At 66.9% G+C, this 16,694-nt stretch carries 19 protein-coding genes; 16 read left to right on the plus strand and 3 right to left on the minus strand.

Going from position 1 to position 16,694, the window contains the following annotated elements:
• Positions 1–94: 94 nt before the first annotated feature.
• Together AB1824_10885 and AB1824_10890 are read left to right on the plus strand one after the other, a co-directional pair.
• A complete protein-coding gene (locus tag AB1824_10885) occupies positions 95–1,288 on the plus strand; it encodes a tetratricopeptide repeat protein (protein MEW5765467.1) in 1,194 nt (397 codons plus the stop codon).
• A 63-nt stretch (positions 1,289–1,351) separates the two neighbouring features.
• Entirely contained in the window at positions 1,352–3,559 is a 2,208-nt protein-coding gene (locus AB1824_10890) for a hypothetical protein (protein ID MEW5765468.1), read from the plus strand.
• A 16-nt stretch (positions 3,560–3,575) separates the two neighbouring features.
• Here the strand turns inward: AB1824_10890 and leuD are convergent, their stop codons facing one another.
• The 3 genes from leuD to AB1824_10905 are packed head-to-tail and all read right to left on the minus strand — an operon-like array spanning position 3,576 to position 6,408.
• Positions 3,576–4,085 carry a 3-isopropylmalate dehydratase small subunit gene (gene leuD / locus AB1824_10895; protein MEW5765469.1) on the minus strand — a complete coding sequence of 170 codons (510 nt, stop codon included), beginning with the start codon at positions 4,083–4,085 and terminating at the stop codon, positions 3,576–3,578.
• The gene (locus tag AB1824_10900) at positions 4,082–5,347 is read right to left on the minus strand and encodes a 3-isopropylmalate dehydratase large subunit (GenBank protein MEW5765470.1); all 1,266 of its coding nucleotides are present in this window, start codon (positions 5,345–5,347) and stop codon (positions 4,082–4,084) included. The genes leuD and AB1824_10900 overlap by 4 nt, the downstream gene beginning before the upstream one ends.
• A complete protein-coding gene (locus tag AB1824_10905) occupies positions 5,344–6,408 on the minus strand; it encodes an isocitrate/isopropylmalate family dehydrogenase (GenBank protein ID MEW5765471.1) in 1,065 nt (354 codons plus the stop codon). Before AB1824_10905 ends, AB1824_10900 begins: the two co-directional genes overlap by 4 nt.
• Before the next feature lie 193 nt (positions 6,409–6,601).
• Between AB1824_10905 and lepB the strand changes: the two genes are divergently transcribed.
• The 14 genes from lepB (at position 6,602) to AB1824_10975 (ending at position 16,655) form a co-directional block, all read left to right on the plus strand.
• Positions 6,602–7,456, plus strand: a complete 855-nt coding sequence (gene lepB, locus AB1824_10910) for a signal peptidase I (protein ID MEW5765472.1) — start codon at positions 6,602–6,604, stop codon at positions 7,454–7,456.
• Positions 7,457–7,484: 28 nt separating this feature from the next.
• Complete coding sequence (locus AB1824_10915; GenBank protein ID MEW5765473.1) at positions 7,485–7,724, plus strand: YdcH family protein; 240 nt, start codon at positions 7,485–7,487, stop codon at positions 7,722–7,724.
• A 45-nt stretch (positions 7,725–7,769) separates the two neighbouring features.
• Positions 7,770–8,030: a helix-turn-helix domain-containing protein gene (locus AB1824_10920; GenBank protein ID MEW5765474.1), complete on the plus strand. Its 261-nt coding sequence runs from the start codon at positions 7,770–7,772 to the stop codon at positions 8,028–8,030.
• Positions 8,027–9,010 carry a thiamine-phosphate kinase gene (thiL, locus tag AB1824_10925; GenBank protein ID MEW5765475.1) on the plus strand — a complete coding sequence of 328 codons (984 nt, stop codon included), beginning with the start codon at positions 8,027–8,029 and terminating at the stop codon, positions 9,008–9,010. The genes AB1824_10920 and thiL overlap by 4 nt, the downstream gene beginning before the upstream one ends.
• Positions 8,967–9,416: a DUF2062 domain-containing protein gene (locus AB1824_10930; GenBank protein MEW5765476.1), complete on the plus strand. Its 450-nt coding sequence runs from the start codon at positions 8,967–8,969 to the stop codon at positions 9,414–9,416. Before thiL ends, AB1824_10930 begins: the two co-directional genes overlap by 44 nt.
• Positions 9,413–9,964, plus strand: a complete 552-nt coding sequence (locus AB1824_10935) for a sigma-70 family RNA polymerase sigma factor (GenBank protein ID MEW5765477.1) — start codon at positions 9,413–9,415, stop codon at positions 9,962–9,964. Before AB1824_10930 ends, AB1824_10935 begins: the two co-directional genes overlap by 4 nt.
• Positions 9,961–10,260 (plus strand): hypothetical protein, encoded by a 300-nt coding sequence (locus AB1824_10940; protein ID MEW5765478.1) that lies wholly within the window; start codon positions 9,961–9,963, stop codon positions 10,258–10,260. The genes AB1824_10935 and AB1824_10940 overlap by 4 nt, the downstream gene beginning before the upstream one ends.
• Positions 10,257–10,943: a hypothetical protein gene (locus AB1824_10945; GenBank protein MEW5765479.1), complete on the plus strand. Its 687-nt coding sequence runs from the start codon at positions 10,257–10,259 to the stop codon at positions 10,941–10,943. Before AB1824_10940 ends, AB1824_10945 begins: the two co-directional genes overlap by 4 nt.
• Positions 10,943–12,160: a type II secretion system F family protein gene (locus AB1824_10950; GenBank protein ID MEW5765480.1), complete on the plus strand. Its 1,218-nt coding sequence runs from the start codon at positions 10,943–10,945 to the stop codon at positions 12,158–12,160. Before AB1824_10945 ends, AB1824_10950 begins: the two co-directional genes overlap by 1 nt.
• A 101-nt stretch (positions 12,161–12,261) precedes the next feature.
• A complete protein-coding gene (locus tag AB1824_10955; protein ID MEW5765481.1) occupies positions 12,262–13,902 on the plus strand; it encodes a GspE/PulE family protein in 1,641 nt (546 codons plus the stop codon).
• 45 nt (positions 13,903–13,947) lie between these two features.
• Positions 13,948–14,886: a hypothetical protein gene (locus tag AB1824_10960; GenBank protein MEW5765482.1), complete on the plus strand. Its 939-nt coding sequence runs from the start codon at positions 13,948–13,950 to the stop codon at positions 14,884–14,886.
• Complete coding sequence (locus AB1824_10965) at positions 14,883–15,461, plus strand: hypothetical protein (GenBank protein ID MEW5765483.1); 579 nt, start codon at positions 14,883–14,885, stop codon at positions 15,459–15,461. Before AB1824_10960 ends, AB1824_10965 begins: the two co-directional genes overlap by 4 nt.
• Positions 15,451–16,059, plus strand: coding sequence for a GspMb/PilO family protein (locus AB1824_10970; protein ID MEW5765484.1), 609 nt, complete (start codon positions 15,451–15,453; stop codon positions 16,057–16,059). The genes AB1824_10965 and AB1824_10970 overlap by 11 nt, the downstream gene beginning before the upstream one ends.
• Positions 16,056–16,655 carry a hypothetical protein gene (locus AB1824_10975; protein MEW5765485.1) on the plus strand — a complete coding sequence of 200 codons (600 nt, stop codon included), beginning with the start codon at positions 16,056–16,058 and terminating at the stop codon, positions 16,653–16,655. The genes AB1824_10970 and AB1824_10975 overlap by 4 nt, the downstream gene beginning before the upstream one ends.
• Positions 16,656–16,694 lie beyond the last annotated feature (39 nt).

A 16,694-nucleotide genomic window follows, 5' to 3' on the forward strand; every position in this document is an offset into this window, starting at 1 on the left:
GGGTTCCAGGTGAAAACTCCCGTCGAGGCCGATTCGTAGAATGGAAAAAGGCGGGCGCGCCGGGCTGGGGCCCTGGTCGCACCGAGGAGGCCGAATGGGACGCGCGAAAAGGGCCGGGAGATGGGTTTGGGGCGCGGCGGTTCTGGCGATTCTTCTGGGGCTGGCGGCGTGCGCCCCCAAGCAGCCCGTAAAGCCCATGCTGACGGTGGCCGAGCTCCTGAAGGACGGAGAATCTTCCGGCCTGAACCTGGGAAATCCCTTCGAGCTGAACGACGCCATCCGACTCGAGGTGGAAAAGGAGGTGGGCTTCGGCGGAACCCCTGTGGATCGATTGAGAAGAACCATACGGTTCCTCAACGATCGGGGCTACCTGAACTTCCGGTACGAGGACAACCTCTCCCTCACGGCCGTGCAGGCCTTCGAGCAGAAAAAGGGAGACTGTCTCTCCTATACGAACCTGTTCATGGGGATCTCCCGGCACCTCAAGATCCCCGCGTACTTCGTCCACGTGAGCGAGGCCCGCAACTACTACGAACGGGAAGGGATCTTCTTCGTGTCCACACACATGGCGGTGGGGTACGGCGGCGGGGCCATCGGGCTTGGAAGCAGTCCGTACACCGTCATCGTGGACTTCACGGAGGAATCTTCCGACTGGCGGCTCTGGCTCTATGAATCCATCGACGATGCGACCGCCGTGGCGCTCTTTTACAACAACATCGCCGTGGACCGTATGCTCGGGGGGGACATCGCCGGGGCCGAATCCATAGTCCGGTTTCTCGTGAGCAAGCGCCCGGGGATGAAGGAGCTTCAGAACAACCTCGGCGTGATTCTCATGAGGCAGGGCCGGTTCGAGGAAGCCCTCGCCCTGCTCCAGGCGGCCATCGAGAAGTTCCCCACCTACCAGCCCCTCTACACGAACGCCGTGCAGGCGGCCCGGGGGGCCCGGCGCCCCGAGGTCGCCCAGTCCATCCTCGAGATGGGTCGAAAGATCGCCCAGGAGGATCCGTTCTTCCTGTTCAACGAGGGCGTGAATGCGTTTCACGAGGGCGATTACGTCTTGGCGGAGTCCCGGTTCAAGGCCGCCATCAAGCGCCAGTCCAACAACCCCTTTCTGTTCGCCTGGCTGTCCCGGGTCCTCCTGGCGTCGGGGAAGGAGGAGGAGGGGGTGGAGGCGTTCCGGAAGGCCCAGGAAATGGCCCCGAACCACCGCCTCATCCGCTCTCTGAGGGACGATTATCCCGTGCTCGCCACGGTGCGGCCCATCAGTCCCGAGAACGGCTCTCCTTGACCGTGCCCGTCCGTCCCGGCTAAACTGATCGGGGACATTCCCCTGATCGGAAAGGACGGAGGCATGACGCGGAATCTGCACCTTCGGACGGGTCTCCTTCTTGCCGCGGCCGCATGGGCGATGGCCGCCTTCGGGTCCGCCGCTGCCCAAGAACCCTACGTGACCCAGGAGGGCTTCTCGGTGGAGTCCAGGATACCTGCCAGCTCCGCCCGTCTCACGGTTCCCCTCTCCCCCCCCTACCGGGCGTTCGCATCGGGTCCCTCGCTGCTGATCGTGAACGACAATCTTCCCGCCGGGCCCGTCGTGGGAACCCTCACCCAGGCGGGGACCATACTGGACATGGACTACGCCCAGGGCCGCCTCTACCTGGCCACCGGAAAGACGGGACTGGTCATCGTGGATGTGTCCGTTCCGGCTTCCCCCGCCATAGTCTCCCGGTTTCCCGTGACCGACGCGCTGCGCGTGGCCGTGCACGAGTCCGGTGAGGCGGCCTACCTGACGGGGGGCACGAGCGTCCTGCGGGTGCTGAACGTGGAGGACCCGTCCCGACCGAAGCAGGCTGACGTGAAGGACTTTACAAACGCAGCCTTCACGGACTCCCTCGTCAGCGGCAACACCCTCCTGGTGGCCGGTGGGGCCAAGGGGATCTTCGTGTATTCCATTGCCGACCCGAAGAATCCGAAAAGGGTTGCCCGGGTGACCCACTTCGCCGCCGTGCACTCCTTGGCCATCCGGGACCGGCTGGTGGCGGCCCTGGACTCGGATTTGGGGGTGGTCCTGGTGGACTTTTCGACCTGGAACGCTCCGAAAATTCTTGGTTCCCTTCCGGAGGCCGTGGGCGCCGTCGGTGCCGCCTTCATGGAGGGGGGGGACGCCCTCTTGGCTGTGGCGGAAGGCGTCCAGGGGACGCGCGTCGTGGACGTAACGAATCCCCAGGCTCCCGTTTCTCGGGCCGTGGCCGCCGGGCCTGTGCCGGCGTTGAACGTGAGCGCCTCCGGCGCGGGCGGCGCCGTCCTGGCCTGCGGCGAAGCCGGGCTCTGGGCCATGGACCTCGGGGATCCGGACCATCCCTCGTTTTCCCCTCTCCTGGTGGGGGACTACCCCAAGGGGGCGCTCGCCGCTCTGGGGAACCGCGCTTACGTGGCCGTGAACTCGAAAATCCAGACCTGGAATTTCTCGGTGCCCTCCTCGCCCTCCCTCGAATCGGAGGTCTCCGTTCCTTCTCCCGCCGTGGACCTCACCGTGGCGGGGGGCCTCCTCCTGGCCTCCTGCCAGGATGCGGGCGTGCTCCTGTTCAGTTTGAACGACCCGGCGGCGCCCTCTCTCCTGGGGTCCTTTGCCTTCGAGGGATCGGCCGGACAGGTGGCGGTGGCGGGCGCGAGAATGGCTGTGGCCGCCGGAGCGAAGGGGGCCTTCCTGGTGGACATCACGGATCCCGCCCACCCCGTCCAAATCGGAGAGTGGACGACCGAAACAGGGTTCATCGCGGGGGTCGCCCTCGGGGATGAGGATCTCCTCTGGGCGGCCCAGAGCGATGGAGGAACCTGGGCCCTTGACGTTTCCGATCCCCAGAATCCGGAAAAAGTCGGCGGGCCCATCTCCTACGACATGAACCAGGGGAGGCTCTACCTTCGGGGGGCCTACCTCTTCCAGCCGACCTTGGAAGGTTCCATCAATCTCACGGACGTGACCGACCCCACCAAGCCCGAGAAGCTCGCCTACATTGATTCGAATGCCTCCTTCTCCCTCTCTTTCTCCGGCGACCGGATGCTCGTGTGCGACGGATCGGCGGGGCTGAGGGAGATGGACCTTTCCGATCCCGAGGCCGCCGTTCCCTCAGCCTATTTCGAGACGCCGGGCTTCTCCTACGCGGGAGCCATTCTGGACAACGGCGCCGTGGTCGTCTCGGCCCAGGAAGGCGGCCTGTGGGCCTTGAGCTCAACCAGCTGCCAAGGGGCCACCCTCTATCTTCCCTGCGACGGGGCCCACCTCTCCGCCTTCAATCCGCCGGTCTTCACCTGGAGGCCGACCGCAGGCGCCAAGTATGTGGTCAAACTCTCGGTGTCCCCGGACTTCCCGGATAACCATAAGACCTACACAGCGCACCCGGGGGGCAGCGAACTGGAAGTGAGCGGATGGATCCCGAGCGCAGCCGCCCTGGAGTGGATTCGAAAGAAAGGGCAGGGTGGGCGAACCCTGTATTGGCAGGTCGTGACCACCGTGAACAAGGTCAAGACCAAGAGCGAAGTGCGGACCTTCACGGCGGGCTAGGCGGAACGCGCTTCGTTCAATCCAGACCCAGACGGCGGCGCACGTAGGGCACGAGGCCCCCGGCGTCCACGATCCGGATCAGCTCTTGGGGGTACGGCGGGAGGCGGAAGATCCGCCCCGTGCCGGAATGGGTCAGCGTGCCGGCCGAAGGGTCGATTTCCAGGAGGTCCCCCTCGGCGCATGCGGCGACACCATCGGGGCACTCGAAGATCGGCAGACCCACGTTCAGGGCGTTTCTGAAGAAAATTCTCGCGAAGGAGACCGCCACGACGGCGCCCACCCCCGCGCCCAGGAGGGCCAGGGGGGCGGTCTCCCGGCTGCTGCCGCAACCGAAATTGCGCCCGGCGACGACCACGTCTCCCCGCCCGACGCGAGAGGAGAACTCTGGATCGAGCCCTTCCATGGCGTGGCGTCCGAGTTCGGCGACGTCCAGTGTGGCGCAGTGGCGTGCCGGGATGATGACGTCCGTGTCCACGTGGTCGCCGAATACCCGGGCCCGTCCGCTGAGGAGCGCTCGGGAATTCATGGAAGGTCCTCGGGGAGGCTGATGGTTCCCGCCACGGCGGTGGCGGCGGCCACCAGCGGGTTCGCGAGGTAGACGCGGGAACTCGTGTCGCCCATCCGGCCCCTGAAGTTCCGGTTGGTCGTGGCCAGGGCCGTCTCTCCCGAACCCAATACGCCCATGTGACCTCCGAGGCACGCCCCGCAGGTGGGCGTCGTGACGGCCGCTCCGGCCTCCACCAGGTCGGAGAGGATTCCCTCCCGGGCGGCCGCGAGGTATACGTCCTGGGTGGCGGGGGTGACGATGAGGCGAACGCCGTCGGCCACTTTTCGGCCCTTCAAGATGCGGGCGGCGTCCCGCAGGTCGGGGAGATAGCCGTTGGTGCAGGAGCCGATGAAGACCTGATCCACGACCGTCCCGCGAAGTTCGCGGGCAGGTCGGACCAGGCTCGGGAGGAAAGGGACCGCCACCAGCGGCTCAAGCTTCGAGAGTTCCACGGTAAGGGTCTGCGCGTACCGGGCGCCGGAGTCCGGCGACAGGGCGAGATCCAGTGTGCCCCCTTTTTCGGCGACCCATCGCGCGGTCACCGCATCGGGTGGGACCAAACCTGCCTTCGCGCCGGCCTCCACGGCCATGTTGCACAGCGTGAGCCGGGCTTCCATGGGCAGGGAGGCGAGGCCGTCGCCCGCGAACTCGATGGCCATGTAGCGCCCCCCGTCCACGCCGATCTCCGAAAGGACCTTTAGGATCACGTCCTTGCTCGTCACGGGTGGGCGGAGCGCGCCATCGAGCACCACGCGGACCGTCTCGGGAACGCGAAACCACAACTCTCCGAGGGCCCATACGGCCGCCAGGTCGGTGCTTCCGACGCCGGTGGCGAAAGCGCCCAGGGCTCCCGCCGTGCAGGTGTGGGAGTCGGCGCCCACGAAGATCTCCCCGGGGGAGACGAGTCCCCGCTCCGCCACGAGGGCATGGCAGATCCCCGATCGGCCCACCTCGAAATACTGCCCGACCTTCTGCTCCTGGGCGAATTCCCGCATGGCGCGGGCGAAGTTCGCGGACGCGATGTCCTTGGCCGGCACGAAGTGGTCGTTCACGAGAATCAGGGACTCGGGACGGGCGACCCGCCGGGCGCCCATCTTGCGGAAGACCTCGATGGACAGGGGCGCCGTGATGTCCGTGGCGAGGCACTTGTCGATCCGGCAGGTCAGAAGGTCCCCCGGGCTTGCATCCCGGCGGCCGGCGGCCCGGGCCAGGAGAGCTTCGGAGAGCGTGAGGGCCCTCACGGGGAATCCGCTCCGTAGAGAAGCTCCCGGACGACGGCGTCGCCGGCGGCGGAGGTGGACAGCACACCGCCGAGGTCTCGGGTGGTCCGCCCCGCGCGAAGGCAGGCTCGGACGGCTTCCCGAAGCCGGGACCCCCAGTCGGCGCACCGCAGGTGATCCAGCATGAGGGCGGCGGAGAGGAGGGCCGCCGAAGGATTGGCCGACTCCCGTCCGGCCAGGTCCGGCGCGGAGCCGTGGACGGGCTCGAACAGGGCCTTTCCCGTTTCCGGATTGAGATTGGCCGAGGGGGCGAGGCCCAGGCCTCCGGCCAGGGCGGCCCCCAGGTCCGACAAGAGGTCGCCGAAGAGGTTGTCCGTGACGATGACTTCGAACTGCGTTGGATCGAGGACCATCTGGCAGGCGAGGTTGTCCGCGAAGTAGTGCCGCGCGTCCACCTCCGGGTACTCCTCTTTCAGGGCCTTGAACAGCCGGAACCACAGGCCTGAGGTATGCCGGAGCGCATTGTGCTTGTCGGCCATGGCCAGCCTCCGGCGGGGCTTCGAGGCGGCGGCGGCGAAGGCGAAGCGGAGGATGCGCTCCACGCCCCGTCGGGTCGCCAGGCTGATGTCCGTGGCCACTTCGTCCGGGGTGCCCGTCTTGAATCCGCCCCCGGCGCCCACGTAAGGCCCCTCCGTATTCTCGCGGAGGATGAGGAATTCCACGTCCCCAAGGCCGCGGTTTCGCAGCGGCGTGTGCTCCTCGCAGAGCAGTCGAACGGGGCGCAGGTTCACGTAGAGGTCCAGGCGGAACCTAAGGCCGAGCAGGATCTCGCGGGCGTGCGCCGAATCGGGTATCCGCGGGTCCCCGAAGGCCCCCGCGAAGATGGCGTCGTACGCGGAAAGACGCTGGAACACGTCCTCGGGGAGCGCCGAGCCGGTGGTCAGGTAGGTGTCCGCCGAACTCCCGAAGACCTCCCATTCCAGGGGGATCCCCCGGGATCGGAGGGCCTCCAGGACCTTGACCACTTCCGCCGTGACCTCGGGGCCGATTCCGTCCCCGGGCAACAGGGCGATGCGGGGCATGATTCCCTCCTGCTCCCGTTCATGGTAAGTGCCGCCCCGCGACCGGTCAAGGCGCATGGGCGGTTCGGGCTCGATCCCCCCATCCCGTTGCCCGGCCCCAGCACGCCGGGAGGCGTCGGGTTTGACTTGACGCCTCGGGCCCGGTTAAAGTTAAAAATTGCGCCGTGGTCGTGGCGCCGTGCGGGGAGTCAGAATGGCACCAAAGGATGGAGCCAAGGTCGGCGTGGCCGAGGCGGACGTTTTGCCCAAGGGCACCCTCCGGGACTACTGGGAGACCATCTGCGTGGTCTTGATCTTCGTCCTCTTCGCGAGGACGTGGGTATTCCAGAACAGCAACATCCCATCCGGGTCCATGAAGAACACCTTGCTCGTGGGGGACCGCCTGATCGTGAATTCCTTCCTCTACGGTCCCTCCACCTTCGACTGGGAGCGCAAGATCCTCCCCATGAGGGACATCCGCAGGGGGGACATCGTTGTGTTCAAGTTCCCCGGAAATCCCCAGGTCCCGTTCATCAAGCGCGTGGTGGCCATGCCGGGGGACGTGATCCAGCTCGTGAACCACAAGGTCTTCCTGAACGGAAAGATGCTTGTGGAGGGGTACACCCTCTTGCCCGAACCCTACCGCGGAACCTACGAGTCCGTGCCGGAGATCCCGGAGGGGACCGAGGTCCCGGAACTCCCCGACTTCCTGAAGACTCCGGAGGCATTCCGGGTGGACTACCTCCCGGACCGGGTGCAGGTGAGCCTCAAGGGCAAGGACGGGCTCGACGCTCTTGACCGGGGTAATTTCGGGCCTTATCGTATCCCCGAAGGCCACCTTTTCATGATGGGAGACAACCGGATGAACAGCGAGGACAGCCGGTATTGGGGCGCCCTCGACGCCCGAATGGTCCTCGGCAGGGCATGGGTTGTCTGGTGGTCCTTCAAGGAAGGCGACTACGACTACCTCCGGAACTCGCCTGGAGACGTGGCCCGGCGGTTCCTCGACAAGATCGTCCACTTCTTCGGAAAAACCCGTTGGGACCGCATCTTCATGCGGCCGCGGTAAGCTTCTCCGCGCGGGGAGGGAGACCCTCATGCAGTTGAGTCAGCAGGTTCGAGAATACCTTGCCAAGAACGACGAGGAGTTTCGCCGGCTCTACGAGAAGCACCAGGAATACGAACAGGAGTTGGAGGCTCTCGCGAAGAAAGGGTTCTTGAGCCCTGAAGAAGAGGTCCGCGTGGCGGAGGTCAAAAAGAAAAAGCTGACCATGAAGGACCAGATGCTGCTGATCGCCAAGAGGCACGAGAAGAGTCTGAAGCAACTTCCGGCGTGAGGGCGGGCTTCGCCGCGCGAGCGGCGGAACAGGGGGGTAGGCAAGGTGAATCGGCTTCCCTTCGGGGACCCCTTCGTTGAGAACAAGGATCTGAACGGCCACCTTCGTGAGATCGTGGACCTTCTCATCCGCCTCGGAATCACGCTGAAGGAAACCCAAGGCGAAATCGAGCGCCTCTACATTGAACGGACCCTGGCCACATGCGACGGAAACCGCAGCAAGGCCGCGAAAAAGCTGGGGATGCACCGAAACACCCTGAATTCGAAGATCGACCAGTTCGGGGCGAACGGGGGCGCGCGCCCGTGACCGGACCCCGCCGGGGCGAGGCCGATTGGATCCGGCACATTCAGAGAACGTGGGGGCCATCCGGGGCGGAAGTGGACCTCGGGGACGACGCCTGCGTCTTGCCCCCCGCCCGATACGCGGTGACGACGGACGCCCTCGTGGAGGGCGTCGACTTCGAGCGGCGGTGGGCACCCCCCGAGGCCCTCGGCCATAAGGCGCTGGCGGCGAACCTGTCCGATCTCGCGGCGGTCGGCGCCATGCCGCGCTTCCTCCTCCTCACCCTGGGCATTCCGGATGGACTGGAGGACGGTTACGTGGAGGGCCTTCTGGACGGGATGAGGAACCTGGCCCGTCGGGAAGGGGTGGGACTTTGCGGGGGCGACTTGAGCGGGAGCCCAGGGGGGCTGGTTCTGAGCCTCACCTTGATCGGATTGGCGGGTGACCGGCCGCTCACACGCGCCGGAGGACGACCGGGAGACGCCCTCTATCTGTCGGGGAGCGTGGGCGGCGCCAGGGCGGCCCTTCGGGCCTTCCAGCAGGGGGCCGTCCTGGACCGCTTCGAGGAGGCCCCCCCGAAGGACCCGGTCCAGGGCCTTCTGGACCGCTTCTACCGCCCGCCGGCGCAGACGCTCCTGGGCCTGTCCCTGGCCCGCCCCGGGGGGGCGACCTGCTGCATCGACGTCTCGGACGGGCTGGCTCTGGATCTCCACCGGCTCTGCGGGGCATCGGGATGCGGAGCCGTAGTGGAGGCCGAGCGCATCCCGGTTGACCCGCGGGCCGGCGAGTGGAGCGAGGAGTCGGCGAGGGAGGCGGTTCTTGGAGGGGAGGACCAGGTCCTCCTGTTTGCGGCGGGTGGGGAGCCGGACCCGGAATGGGTGGGGGCCGCGGGTCCGCCCTTCCGGATCGGACGGCTGGTCGAAGGTGAGGCCCTTGAGCTACGGTGGCCCGGAGGACGGAGTGAGCCGCTTCTTCCCAGAGGGTTCGACCACTTCGTTCGGTGAGGCCGCGCGGGCGGTCCTCGGGCTCGGGGATACGCCGGCCAGGACGGCCGCCGGAGCGGGCCTGGGCGTGGCCATCGGTCTCCTGCCCGTGGTCCCCTTCCAGACGGCCATCGCACTCCTCCTGGCGTTTCTTCTCCGCCTGAACCGCCCGGCCGTGCTCGCGGGGACCCTGATCTGGCAGCCCTTTACGGCGCCGGCCATCCTGGCCGTCGCCTTCGCGGTGGGCCGAATCCTCTTTCCGGGTCCTTTCGCCGGAGGCGGTGACCTCGCGGCTTTCCTCCTGGGGGCGGTGCTCCTTTCGGCGGCCGGCGGGAGTGGCACGGCCCTGGTCGCCTACATCGTGCTGCGCAGAAGGGCTAGACGGAACCGCCCACCGTCCGTCTTACAGTCGGGAGGGCCGGCGTGAAGGGGGGGATACTGCGGTCCCTTCTGAGGCTTGCCTTCGGCGGCGACCCCGAGGCCTTCGACCAAGTGGTGGCGGGCACGCGAGAGAGCCTTTTCTGGACGGTGAGGCGGATGACGGGACGGGATGCCATCGCGGACGAGGTCCTTCAAGAGGCCTACCTCGCGCTCTGGGAGCGGGGAAGGGCGGGGCTTCCCGAGGAGCCCGAAGCATGGCTCCGCCGGTTCTGCGTGAACCGGGCCATCGACCACCTCCGCCGGGAGGAGACTCGCCGTGTCCTCCCCGAGCCGGACGTCCTGGACGCCTTTTCGGTGGCCCCGAAGGCGGAGCAGACCCTTTGGACGAGGGAGGTCGAGGACGCATTGGCGGCGGCCTTGGAGGTCCTCCCCGCCCATGAAAGGGCCGTCTTCCTTCTGCGGTTCGTGGAGGGCCTGGACTTTCGGGCCATCGCCTCTTCCCTTGGGGTGGCCGAGAGCACCGTCAGGAACCAGGCCATGCAGGCCAGGCGAAAGGTCCAGCGGCGCCTGGAGGAGAGGGGGATCTCCCTTTGAAGATCGAGGACTTCGCTTCCGCCCGGCGGTCGCCGGAGGCATGGGACGAGTTCACCTTGCGGCTCGGTGGGCGCATTCGGGCGCGGAGAAGGCGTCGCGCCGCGGCCAGGGTGGCGGCCTTGGGACTCCTCGCGGGGCTGGGCGTCGCGCTTTGGGTGGGGATCCCCGTCCCCCGTTCCGAGCCGCTTCTGAACGCCGTCGTCCCGGCGGCGTCCTCGCCCGCGTTCCAGGCGGATGGCGGCTCTGCGCTGGAGGCCGACAGGGCCCTCGTGGTGATCGTGGAGGAGCCCGGATGAGTCGAAGGACATGGATGGTCCTGGCGTTGGCGTCCGTTCTTCCCTTGTGGTTCGCCGCCCAGCAACTGGCGAGTTTCCGCTACACGCTCAAGCACCGGGACGTGCGGTCCGTGGTCGGGCGCGTCACCGAGGAACTCGGTCCCCGAGGGCGCATCACCGTGGATGGATCCGGAAACTCCCTGTCGGTGGAGGACGATGCCTCCCGGCTTCCCGGCCTCCGCCGGCTCCTTCTTGACCTGGACACCCCGGCGCGCCGCTTCGCCCTCGAAGCGGCCCTGGAGGTCCTGCCGAAGCCCTCGGCGGGAGGTCCGTTCAAGCAATCTCCGGCCTTTGTGGACGCGACCGAGTGGTCCGCGTCGCTGCGCCCGGAGGTCACCCACCGGGGCGTCATCGACCTGAGGGAGGGCGGCCGGGGCGATTGCTCTCTCGGAGAGGATTTCCGGCTGGATGCGGAGGCCCAGGGGTTCGATCCGTCCCGGCGCCGCCTCGGCCTGAAGAGCCTCCGGCTCTCCTGGCGCCCCGGCAAGGGGGACGCCTCGAAGGACCTCCTGCGGGGCGCCGCCGTGCTCCCCGAGGGCGAACCCACGCTCTTTCTCCTTCGAGCCCGGGAGGAGGTCCCCCCATTGCGCCTCAGGATCACCCCCACCCTCCTGCCCGAGGTGGACCGGCCGGAGGTCCCCTGATGCCGAGGTTTCGGTGCCGGGTGGGGTCCTCCACCGGAGAGGTTTCGATTCAGGAGATTGTGGCCCCGAGCGAGGGGGCCCTCCGGGGCCAGCTCGAAGAGAAGGGGTATTTCGTCTTCTCCATCCGGCCGGCCCGGGCTTGGGAGAACCTCCTCGGCGGCGTGGCTTCCTCCCAGCGGCGCGTCCGCCTGCGAGACTTCATCCTCTTCAATCAGGAGTTCACGGCTCTGCTGAAGGCCGGACTCCCCGTCCTGACGGCCCTGGACCTGCTCCTGGCCCACGAGCGGGAAGGCGGGTTCCAGAAGATTCTGAGCCAGGTCCGCGACGACGTCCGCGCGGGAGCCTCCCTTTCCGAGGCCTTTGCCAACCGCGGCAACGCCTTCCCGGCCATCTACTCGGCGACGCTGGCCGCCGGGGAACGCTCGGGCGAACTGGTGACGGTCATCCAGCGGTATCTCTTCTACCTCAAGACGGTGCAGTCCATCCAGAAAAAGGTGATGTCCGCCCTCATCTATCCCGTCATCCTCCTTACCCTCTCGGTGGCCCTGATCTTTCTTCTTCTGACCGTCATCGTCCCCAAGTTCTCCGAGCTGTTCATGGGCTCCGGGGCCGCCCTGCCCGCCATCACCCAGATCGTCCTCGCGGCCTCCAAAGTGGCCCAGGTGGGCTGGCCCCTCGCCCTGGCGGCCCTCATCGCGGCGCCGGTCCTCTTCAAGGTCCTCTCCGCGCGGCCCGAGGGCCGGCTCTGGCTCGCCCGCGTACGCATGCGCCTCCCGCTTCTGGGAGTCAACATCCGCCGGTACAACATCTCCCAGATGTGCCGGACCCTGGGCACGCTGGTGGCGGGAGGCATCCCCATCGTGACGGCCCTCGACGTGGTCGCCGAGGCCATGAGCAACGAGCTCTACAAGGTGGAGCTTCGAAACGTGAAGCGGCAGGTGCTGGAGGGCCAGGCCCTGTGGTCCAGCCTCCAGAAAACGAACGTCATGACGCCCATGGCCGTCGAAATGGTGGAGGTGGGGGAGTCCACGGGATCGCTGGCGGAGATGCTCGACCAGGTGAGCCAGTTCTACGACGAAGAGCTATCCACCGCCGTGGAGCGCTTCGTCGCCCTCCTCGAGCCGGCCCTGCTCCTGTTCATGGCCGTCCTCATCGCCCTCGTGGTACTCTCGGTATACATGCCGCTCTTCTCCATGTACAACCTGGTGAGCGGATAGGGGCCCGCCGAGGGCCCGCGGAGCCGCATCGCAGATGAACGAGATCGGATGGTCCGCCGCATGCACTCGCCGAATTCGGCGCTACGGTGTTGGAGAGAGCCATGGCCGCGTCGCCCGGTGAACTCACCTCCCGGCTCCCGACGGACGGGGAGCTCCTGAACGAAGAGAAGAGCGCCCGGCGCCTCGCCGAGTCGTTGCGGCTCCCCTTCATGTCCCTGAAGGACTTCCGGGTGGACACGGGGCTCTTCCTCTCCATCCCCGTGGACCTCATGTTCCGCTACACCTTTGTCCCGTACCGGGAGGAAGGGGCGTTCCTGTCCGTGGTGGCCGCGGACCCCTCGGATGTCACCATGATCGACGAACTCGAGGCCCTCATGAAGAGGCCCCTCCGCCTCTTCGTGGGGGTCCGGAGCGAGATCCAGGACGTTCTGAAGAAGTCCGAGTCGAGTCAGCGCGTCCTGGAGGAGGTCAGCGAGGACTTTCGGATCCAGATCGTACGGGAGGACGCGGAGGAAGGCGAGGAGGGCGTCATCTCCATCGACAAGCTCTCCGAGGACACCTCGCCCATCATCAAGCTCGTGGACTTCACCGTGTTCAACGCGCTCCAGCGCAGGGCGAGCGACATCCACGTGGAAACCGGAGAGACGGAGGTCGTCATCAAGTACCGGATCGACGGCGTCCTCTACCCGGCCATGGATCCCATCGACAAGCGATTCCATGCCACGATCATCTCCCGCATCAAGGTCATGGCCGAACTGGACATCGCCGAAAAGCGCGTGCCCCAGGACGGGCGGTTCAAGCTCAAGATCAAGGGCCGCACCGTCGACTTCCGCGTGAGCGTGATCCCCACCATCCACGGCGAGGACTGCGTGATCCGGATCCTCGACAAGGAGTCCACGAGCGAGGAGTTCAAGAATCTGAGCCTGGACGTGCTGGGTTTCGAGCCGGAGGTGATGAGGAGGATCCGCCGCCACGCCAACGAGCCCTACGGCATGCTCCTCGTCACGGGCCCCACCGGTTCCGGCAAGACCACGACCCTGTACGCCGTGCTTTCGGAGATCCAGTCGGCCGAGTACAAGATGATCACCATCGAGGACCCCGTCGAGTACCAGCTGCGCGGGGTGACTCAGATTCCGGTCAACGAGAAGAAGGGGCTCACCTTCGCCCGGGGACTGAGGTCCATCCTCCGGCACGACCCGGACAAGATCATGGTGGGGGAGATCCGCGACGAGGAGACGGCCAACATCGCCATCCAGTCCGCGCTCACGGGACACCTCGTCTTCACCACGGTCCACGCCAACAACGTGGTGGACGTCCTCGGACGCTTCCTCAACATGAAGGTGGAGCCCTACAACTTCGTCTCGGCCCTGAACTGCGTTCTGGCTCAGCGGCTGGTGCGCCGGATCTGCCCCTCCTGCCGGGAGAGCGTGACGTACCCCCGGGAACTCCTCGTGGACAACCGGATCCCGCCCGACCTCGCCGCCGGCGCGCAACTCTACCGGGGGGTCGGCTGCCTGGACTGCAACGGCACGGGATTCCGTGGGCGCATGGCCATTTCGGAGCTGCTGGAGCTTTCCGACCGGATCCGGGAACTCATCATCGACCGGAAGCCGTCCAGCGAGATCAAGAAGGCGGCGAGGGAGGAGGGGATGGTCACGTTGCGCGAGTCGGCCGTCCGGGTCTTGCTCTCCGGACAGACCACCCTCAAGGAGATCAACAAGGTGACGTTCGTCGAGGATTGATCCCGGGGCCGTGCCCGGGGAAGGCGGCCGGCTGGAGGACACGTCATGCAGCTCGAGGGGCACCTGAGAAACTGGCTCACCAGGTTCCGTCCCACCATCCCGCCGGTGGCGGCGCTCCTGGAGCCGCCTCATCTGTACGGGCTCCGGGTGGCGGAGGCTCGAAAGGACTTGACCACCCTCGTGCGCCACGAGGAGGCGCTCTCTTCCGGGTCGGAGGCGTTCCTTCCGGAGGGGGAAGCCCTCGAGCGGTCGGCGGAGTCCCTGATGACCCACCTGGGGGCACCGAAGCGGCTTTCGGTGGTGGTCGGCGACCCGTTCTTCAAGATCCAGGTCCTCGCGGTGGAGGATTTCCCAAGGGAAGAAAAGGAGCGCGCCCAGGTGATCCTGTGGCAGCTTCGAAAGCTCCTGAACGCGCCCCTGGACCAGGTCCGGCTCCGGTACGAGGTGCTCTCGCGGTCCGGCGGGACGGTGTCGCTCCTCGTGGCCGTGTGCCGGGAAGCCGACGCCGCGGCCTTGGAGGAGGCATTCGCTCGCAGGGGCTGCCATGTCGGCTTCCTGGGCCCGTCCAGCCTGGCGCTGCTGTCCCTCGCCGAAGCGCGAGGAGCGCTGCCTTCCGACGGAAGCGCCCTCCTGGTCAACCGCACAGAGACCTATCTCTCCCTGCTGTTCGTGGACCGTGGAATCCCCGCCTTCTTCCGGTGCAAGGACCTGGCCGCCTTCGAGAGGGAGGAGGCGGAGGAGACGGAAAGGCTTGCTCAAGAAATGCGCCTCACGCTGGCCTACTTCCGAGATCGCGTGGGCGGGTCGAAACTCTCGTCCGTCTGGGTCCGCCGGCATCCGCCGGGGCTGGCCCTTCCCTTCGAGGAGGAACTTGAAGAGGGGGTTCGCGTGAACGATTTCGCCTCACTCCTTCCGGCCGCGCCGGCCGGGGCGCCCGTGGAGGCGGCCCTGCCCCTGTACGGGGTCCTGGAGGGATGTCCATGAGACGCGTCTGGATGAACTTCGCGGACGTCCCCTTCTTCAACCGCACCATTCCCGCCGCTCTCGCCCTCCTCGTGGCCGGCGCCGCGGTGATCCTCACCCTGTTCAACCTGGCGACCTTCTTCGTCGTCGGCCGCGAATTCCGGAGCGAGAGGAAGATCCTGCTCCACCAGCGACAGCGCATGGAAACCCTCCAGAGGGAGATGGGCGAGCGGAAGGCCGCCCTCGAGGGCCGGGACACCGGGGCCTTTGCGGGAGAGGTCGCCTTCCTCGCCCGGCTCATCGAAGCCAAGCGCTTCGACTGGCCCCGATTCCTGTCGGACCTCGAGCGGGTGAAGCCCTACGGGGTCATGCTCACGGCCGTGACCCCGAAGGTGAAGGAGTCCGGGGTGGTCCAGGTGCAACTGCGCGGCGTCGCCAATCCGAGGGGGGAACTGCTCAAGCTGGAGGAGAACCTGTTCAGCGATCCCCGGTTCCGCGCCGGCAAGCTGGAGGGCGAGCAGAAGGAGCCCGGGAGCCCCTGGGTCACCTTTTCCATGACTTGCGAATACCTGCCGGAGGCCCCCCGTGAACCTTGATCAGATCCTCTTCCGGAGGCTCGCCCTCGTCCTCGGAGCGGGAACCGCCGTCGTGGCCCTCAACGTGGGGCTTTACGCGTTCGGCGTCTCCAAACTCGACGCCCACACGAAGGCCATGAAGGAGACCGTGGAGGCCAACCGGAAAGCCCTCCGGGAGATGGAGGCCGAACACAAGAAGCTCAGCGAGGCCGCCGAACGGCTTGTCGTCAACCGCAAGGTCATGGAGGAACTCCGGGACAAGGTGCTCCTCACCCAGGAGCAGCGACTCGTGGCCGTCCAGACCGAGATTCAGCGGCTGGTCGAGGCCAATGGGCTGGACCTCCAGAACGTGGGGTACTCCTACGAACTCCTTCCGAGGCCCCCCCTTGGGCCCTGGGCCAACCGCTACCTCCGCCTGACCGTGCAACTCCCCCTGGGCGGCACGTACCCGGCCGTCAAGGCCTTCATTCGGGACCTCCTCGCCTCCCCCCAGTTCCTCTCCGTGGACGAACTGGCCTTGAGCGGGGGCACGCAGACGGGCGTCTTGCTCCGGATGAACCTTCAGGTTTCCACCGCGTTCGTGGCCTCGGAGGAGACGGCTCCGGAGGAGGCTCCATGAGCGCTTCGATGAGGCTCCTCTGTTTCGCGCTGCTCCTGGCGACCTTGTCATCCTGCGGAGGGAGCACGGGGGCCCCGCCGCAGGGTTCCCTGGATCCGGAGCAGGACGAAGCCCCCGCGGCGCGGCCGAAGCGCAGGCAGGAGACCAAGGCGGACCTCTCGCAGCTTCCCGCCCTCTCGCTGGAGGCCCTGTCTCCGGCGGAAGCCCCCGCCGAAGAGACTCCACGGAACCTCTTCGCCTTCGAGGAGGATCCGGCGGTCGTGGCCGAAAGGAAGCGCCAGGCCGAGGAGGCCGCGGCGAGGGCGGAGGAGGCCCGGAAGAAGGCCGAGGAAGAGCGGAAGAAGAGGGAGGAGGAACTCCGGCTGAATCCGCCGCCCCCCCAGCCTCCCCCCATCACGTTCCATTTCGTCGGGTACTTCGGGCGTCCGGAAGCCCGCCTCGGCGTCTTCGCGGGCCCATCGGGAACCGTCCTCGCGGAGAAGGGCGATTCCATCTTCGGCACGTACAGAGTGGTGGACATCGGGTACGAATCCGCGGAAATCGGCTTCACGGGATTCCAGGAAACCCAGCGCATCCCCTTGACCGGAGGAAAGTAGCGTGAGCATTCGAATCCTTCGCACCGCCGTCGCTTCCGG

It is taken from the genome of Acidobacteriota bacterium (assembly GCA_040752915.1).
GTDB lineage: Bacteria > Acidobacteriota > UBA4820 > UBA4820 > DSQY01 > JBFLVU01.

Bases quoted from the DNA above. Each gene is read 5' to 3' on its own strand.
- AB1824_10945 (MEW5765479.1), top strand. From the start codon at position 10,257: ATGAGTCGAAGGACATGGATGGTCCTGGCGTTGGCGTCCGTTCTTCCC.
- AB1824_10885 (MEW5765467.1), top strand. From the start codon at position 95: ATGGGACGCGCGAAAAGGGCCGGGAGATGGGTTTGGGGCGCGGCGGTT.
- leuD (MEW5765469.1), bottom strand. From the start codon at position 4,085: ATGAATTCCCGAGCGCTCCTCAGCGGACGGGCCCGGGTATTCGGCGAC.
- AB1824_10905 (MEW5765471.1), bottom strand. From the start codon at position 6,408: ATGCCCCGCATCGCCCTGTTGCCCGGGGACGGAATCGGCCCCGAGGTC.
- AB1824_10975 (MEW5765485.1), top strand. From the start codon at position 16,056: ATGAGCGCTTCGATGAGGCTCCTCTGTTTCGCGCTGCTCCTGGCGACC.
- AB1824_10890 (MEW5765468.1), top strand. From the start codon at position 1,352: ATGACGCGGAATCTGCACCTTCGGACGGGTCTCCTTCTTGCCGCGGCC.
- AB1824_10915 (MEW5765473.1), top strand. From the start codon at position 7,485: ATGCAGTTGAGTCAGCAGGTTCGAGAATACCTTGCCAAGAACGACGAG.
- AB1824_10965 (MEW5765483.1), top strand. From the start codon at position 14,883: ATGAGACGCGTCTGGATGAACTTCGCGGACGTCCCCTTCTTCAACCGC.
- AB1824_10955 (MEW5765481.1), top strand. From the start codon at position 12,262: ATGGCCGCGTCGCCCGGTGAACTCACCTCCCGGCTCCCGACGGACGGG.
- AB1824_10960 (MEW5765482.1), top strand. From the start codon at position 13,948: ATGCAGCTCGAGGGGCACCTGAGAAACTGGCTCACCAGGTTCCGTCCC.
- AB1824_10950 (MEW5765480.1), top strand. From the start codon at position 10,943: ATGCCGAGGTTTCGGTGCCGGGTGGGGTCCTCCACCGGAGAGGTTTCG.
- lepB (MEW5765472.1), top strand. From the start codon at position 6,602: ATGGCACCAAAGGATGGAGCCAAGGTCGGCGTGGCCGAGGCGGACGTT.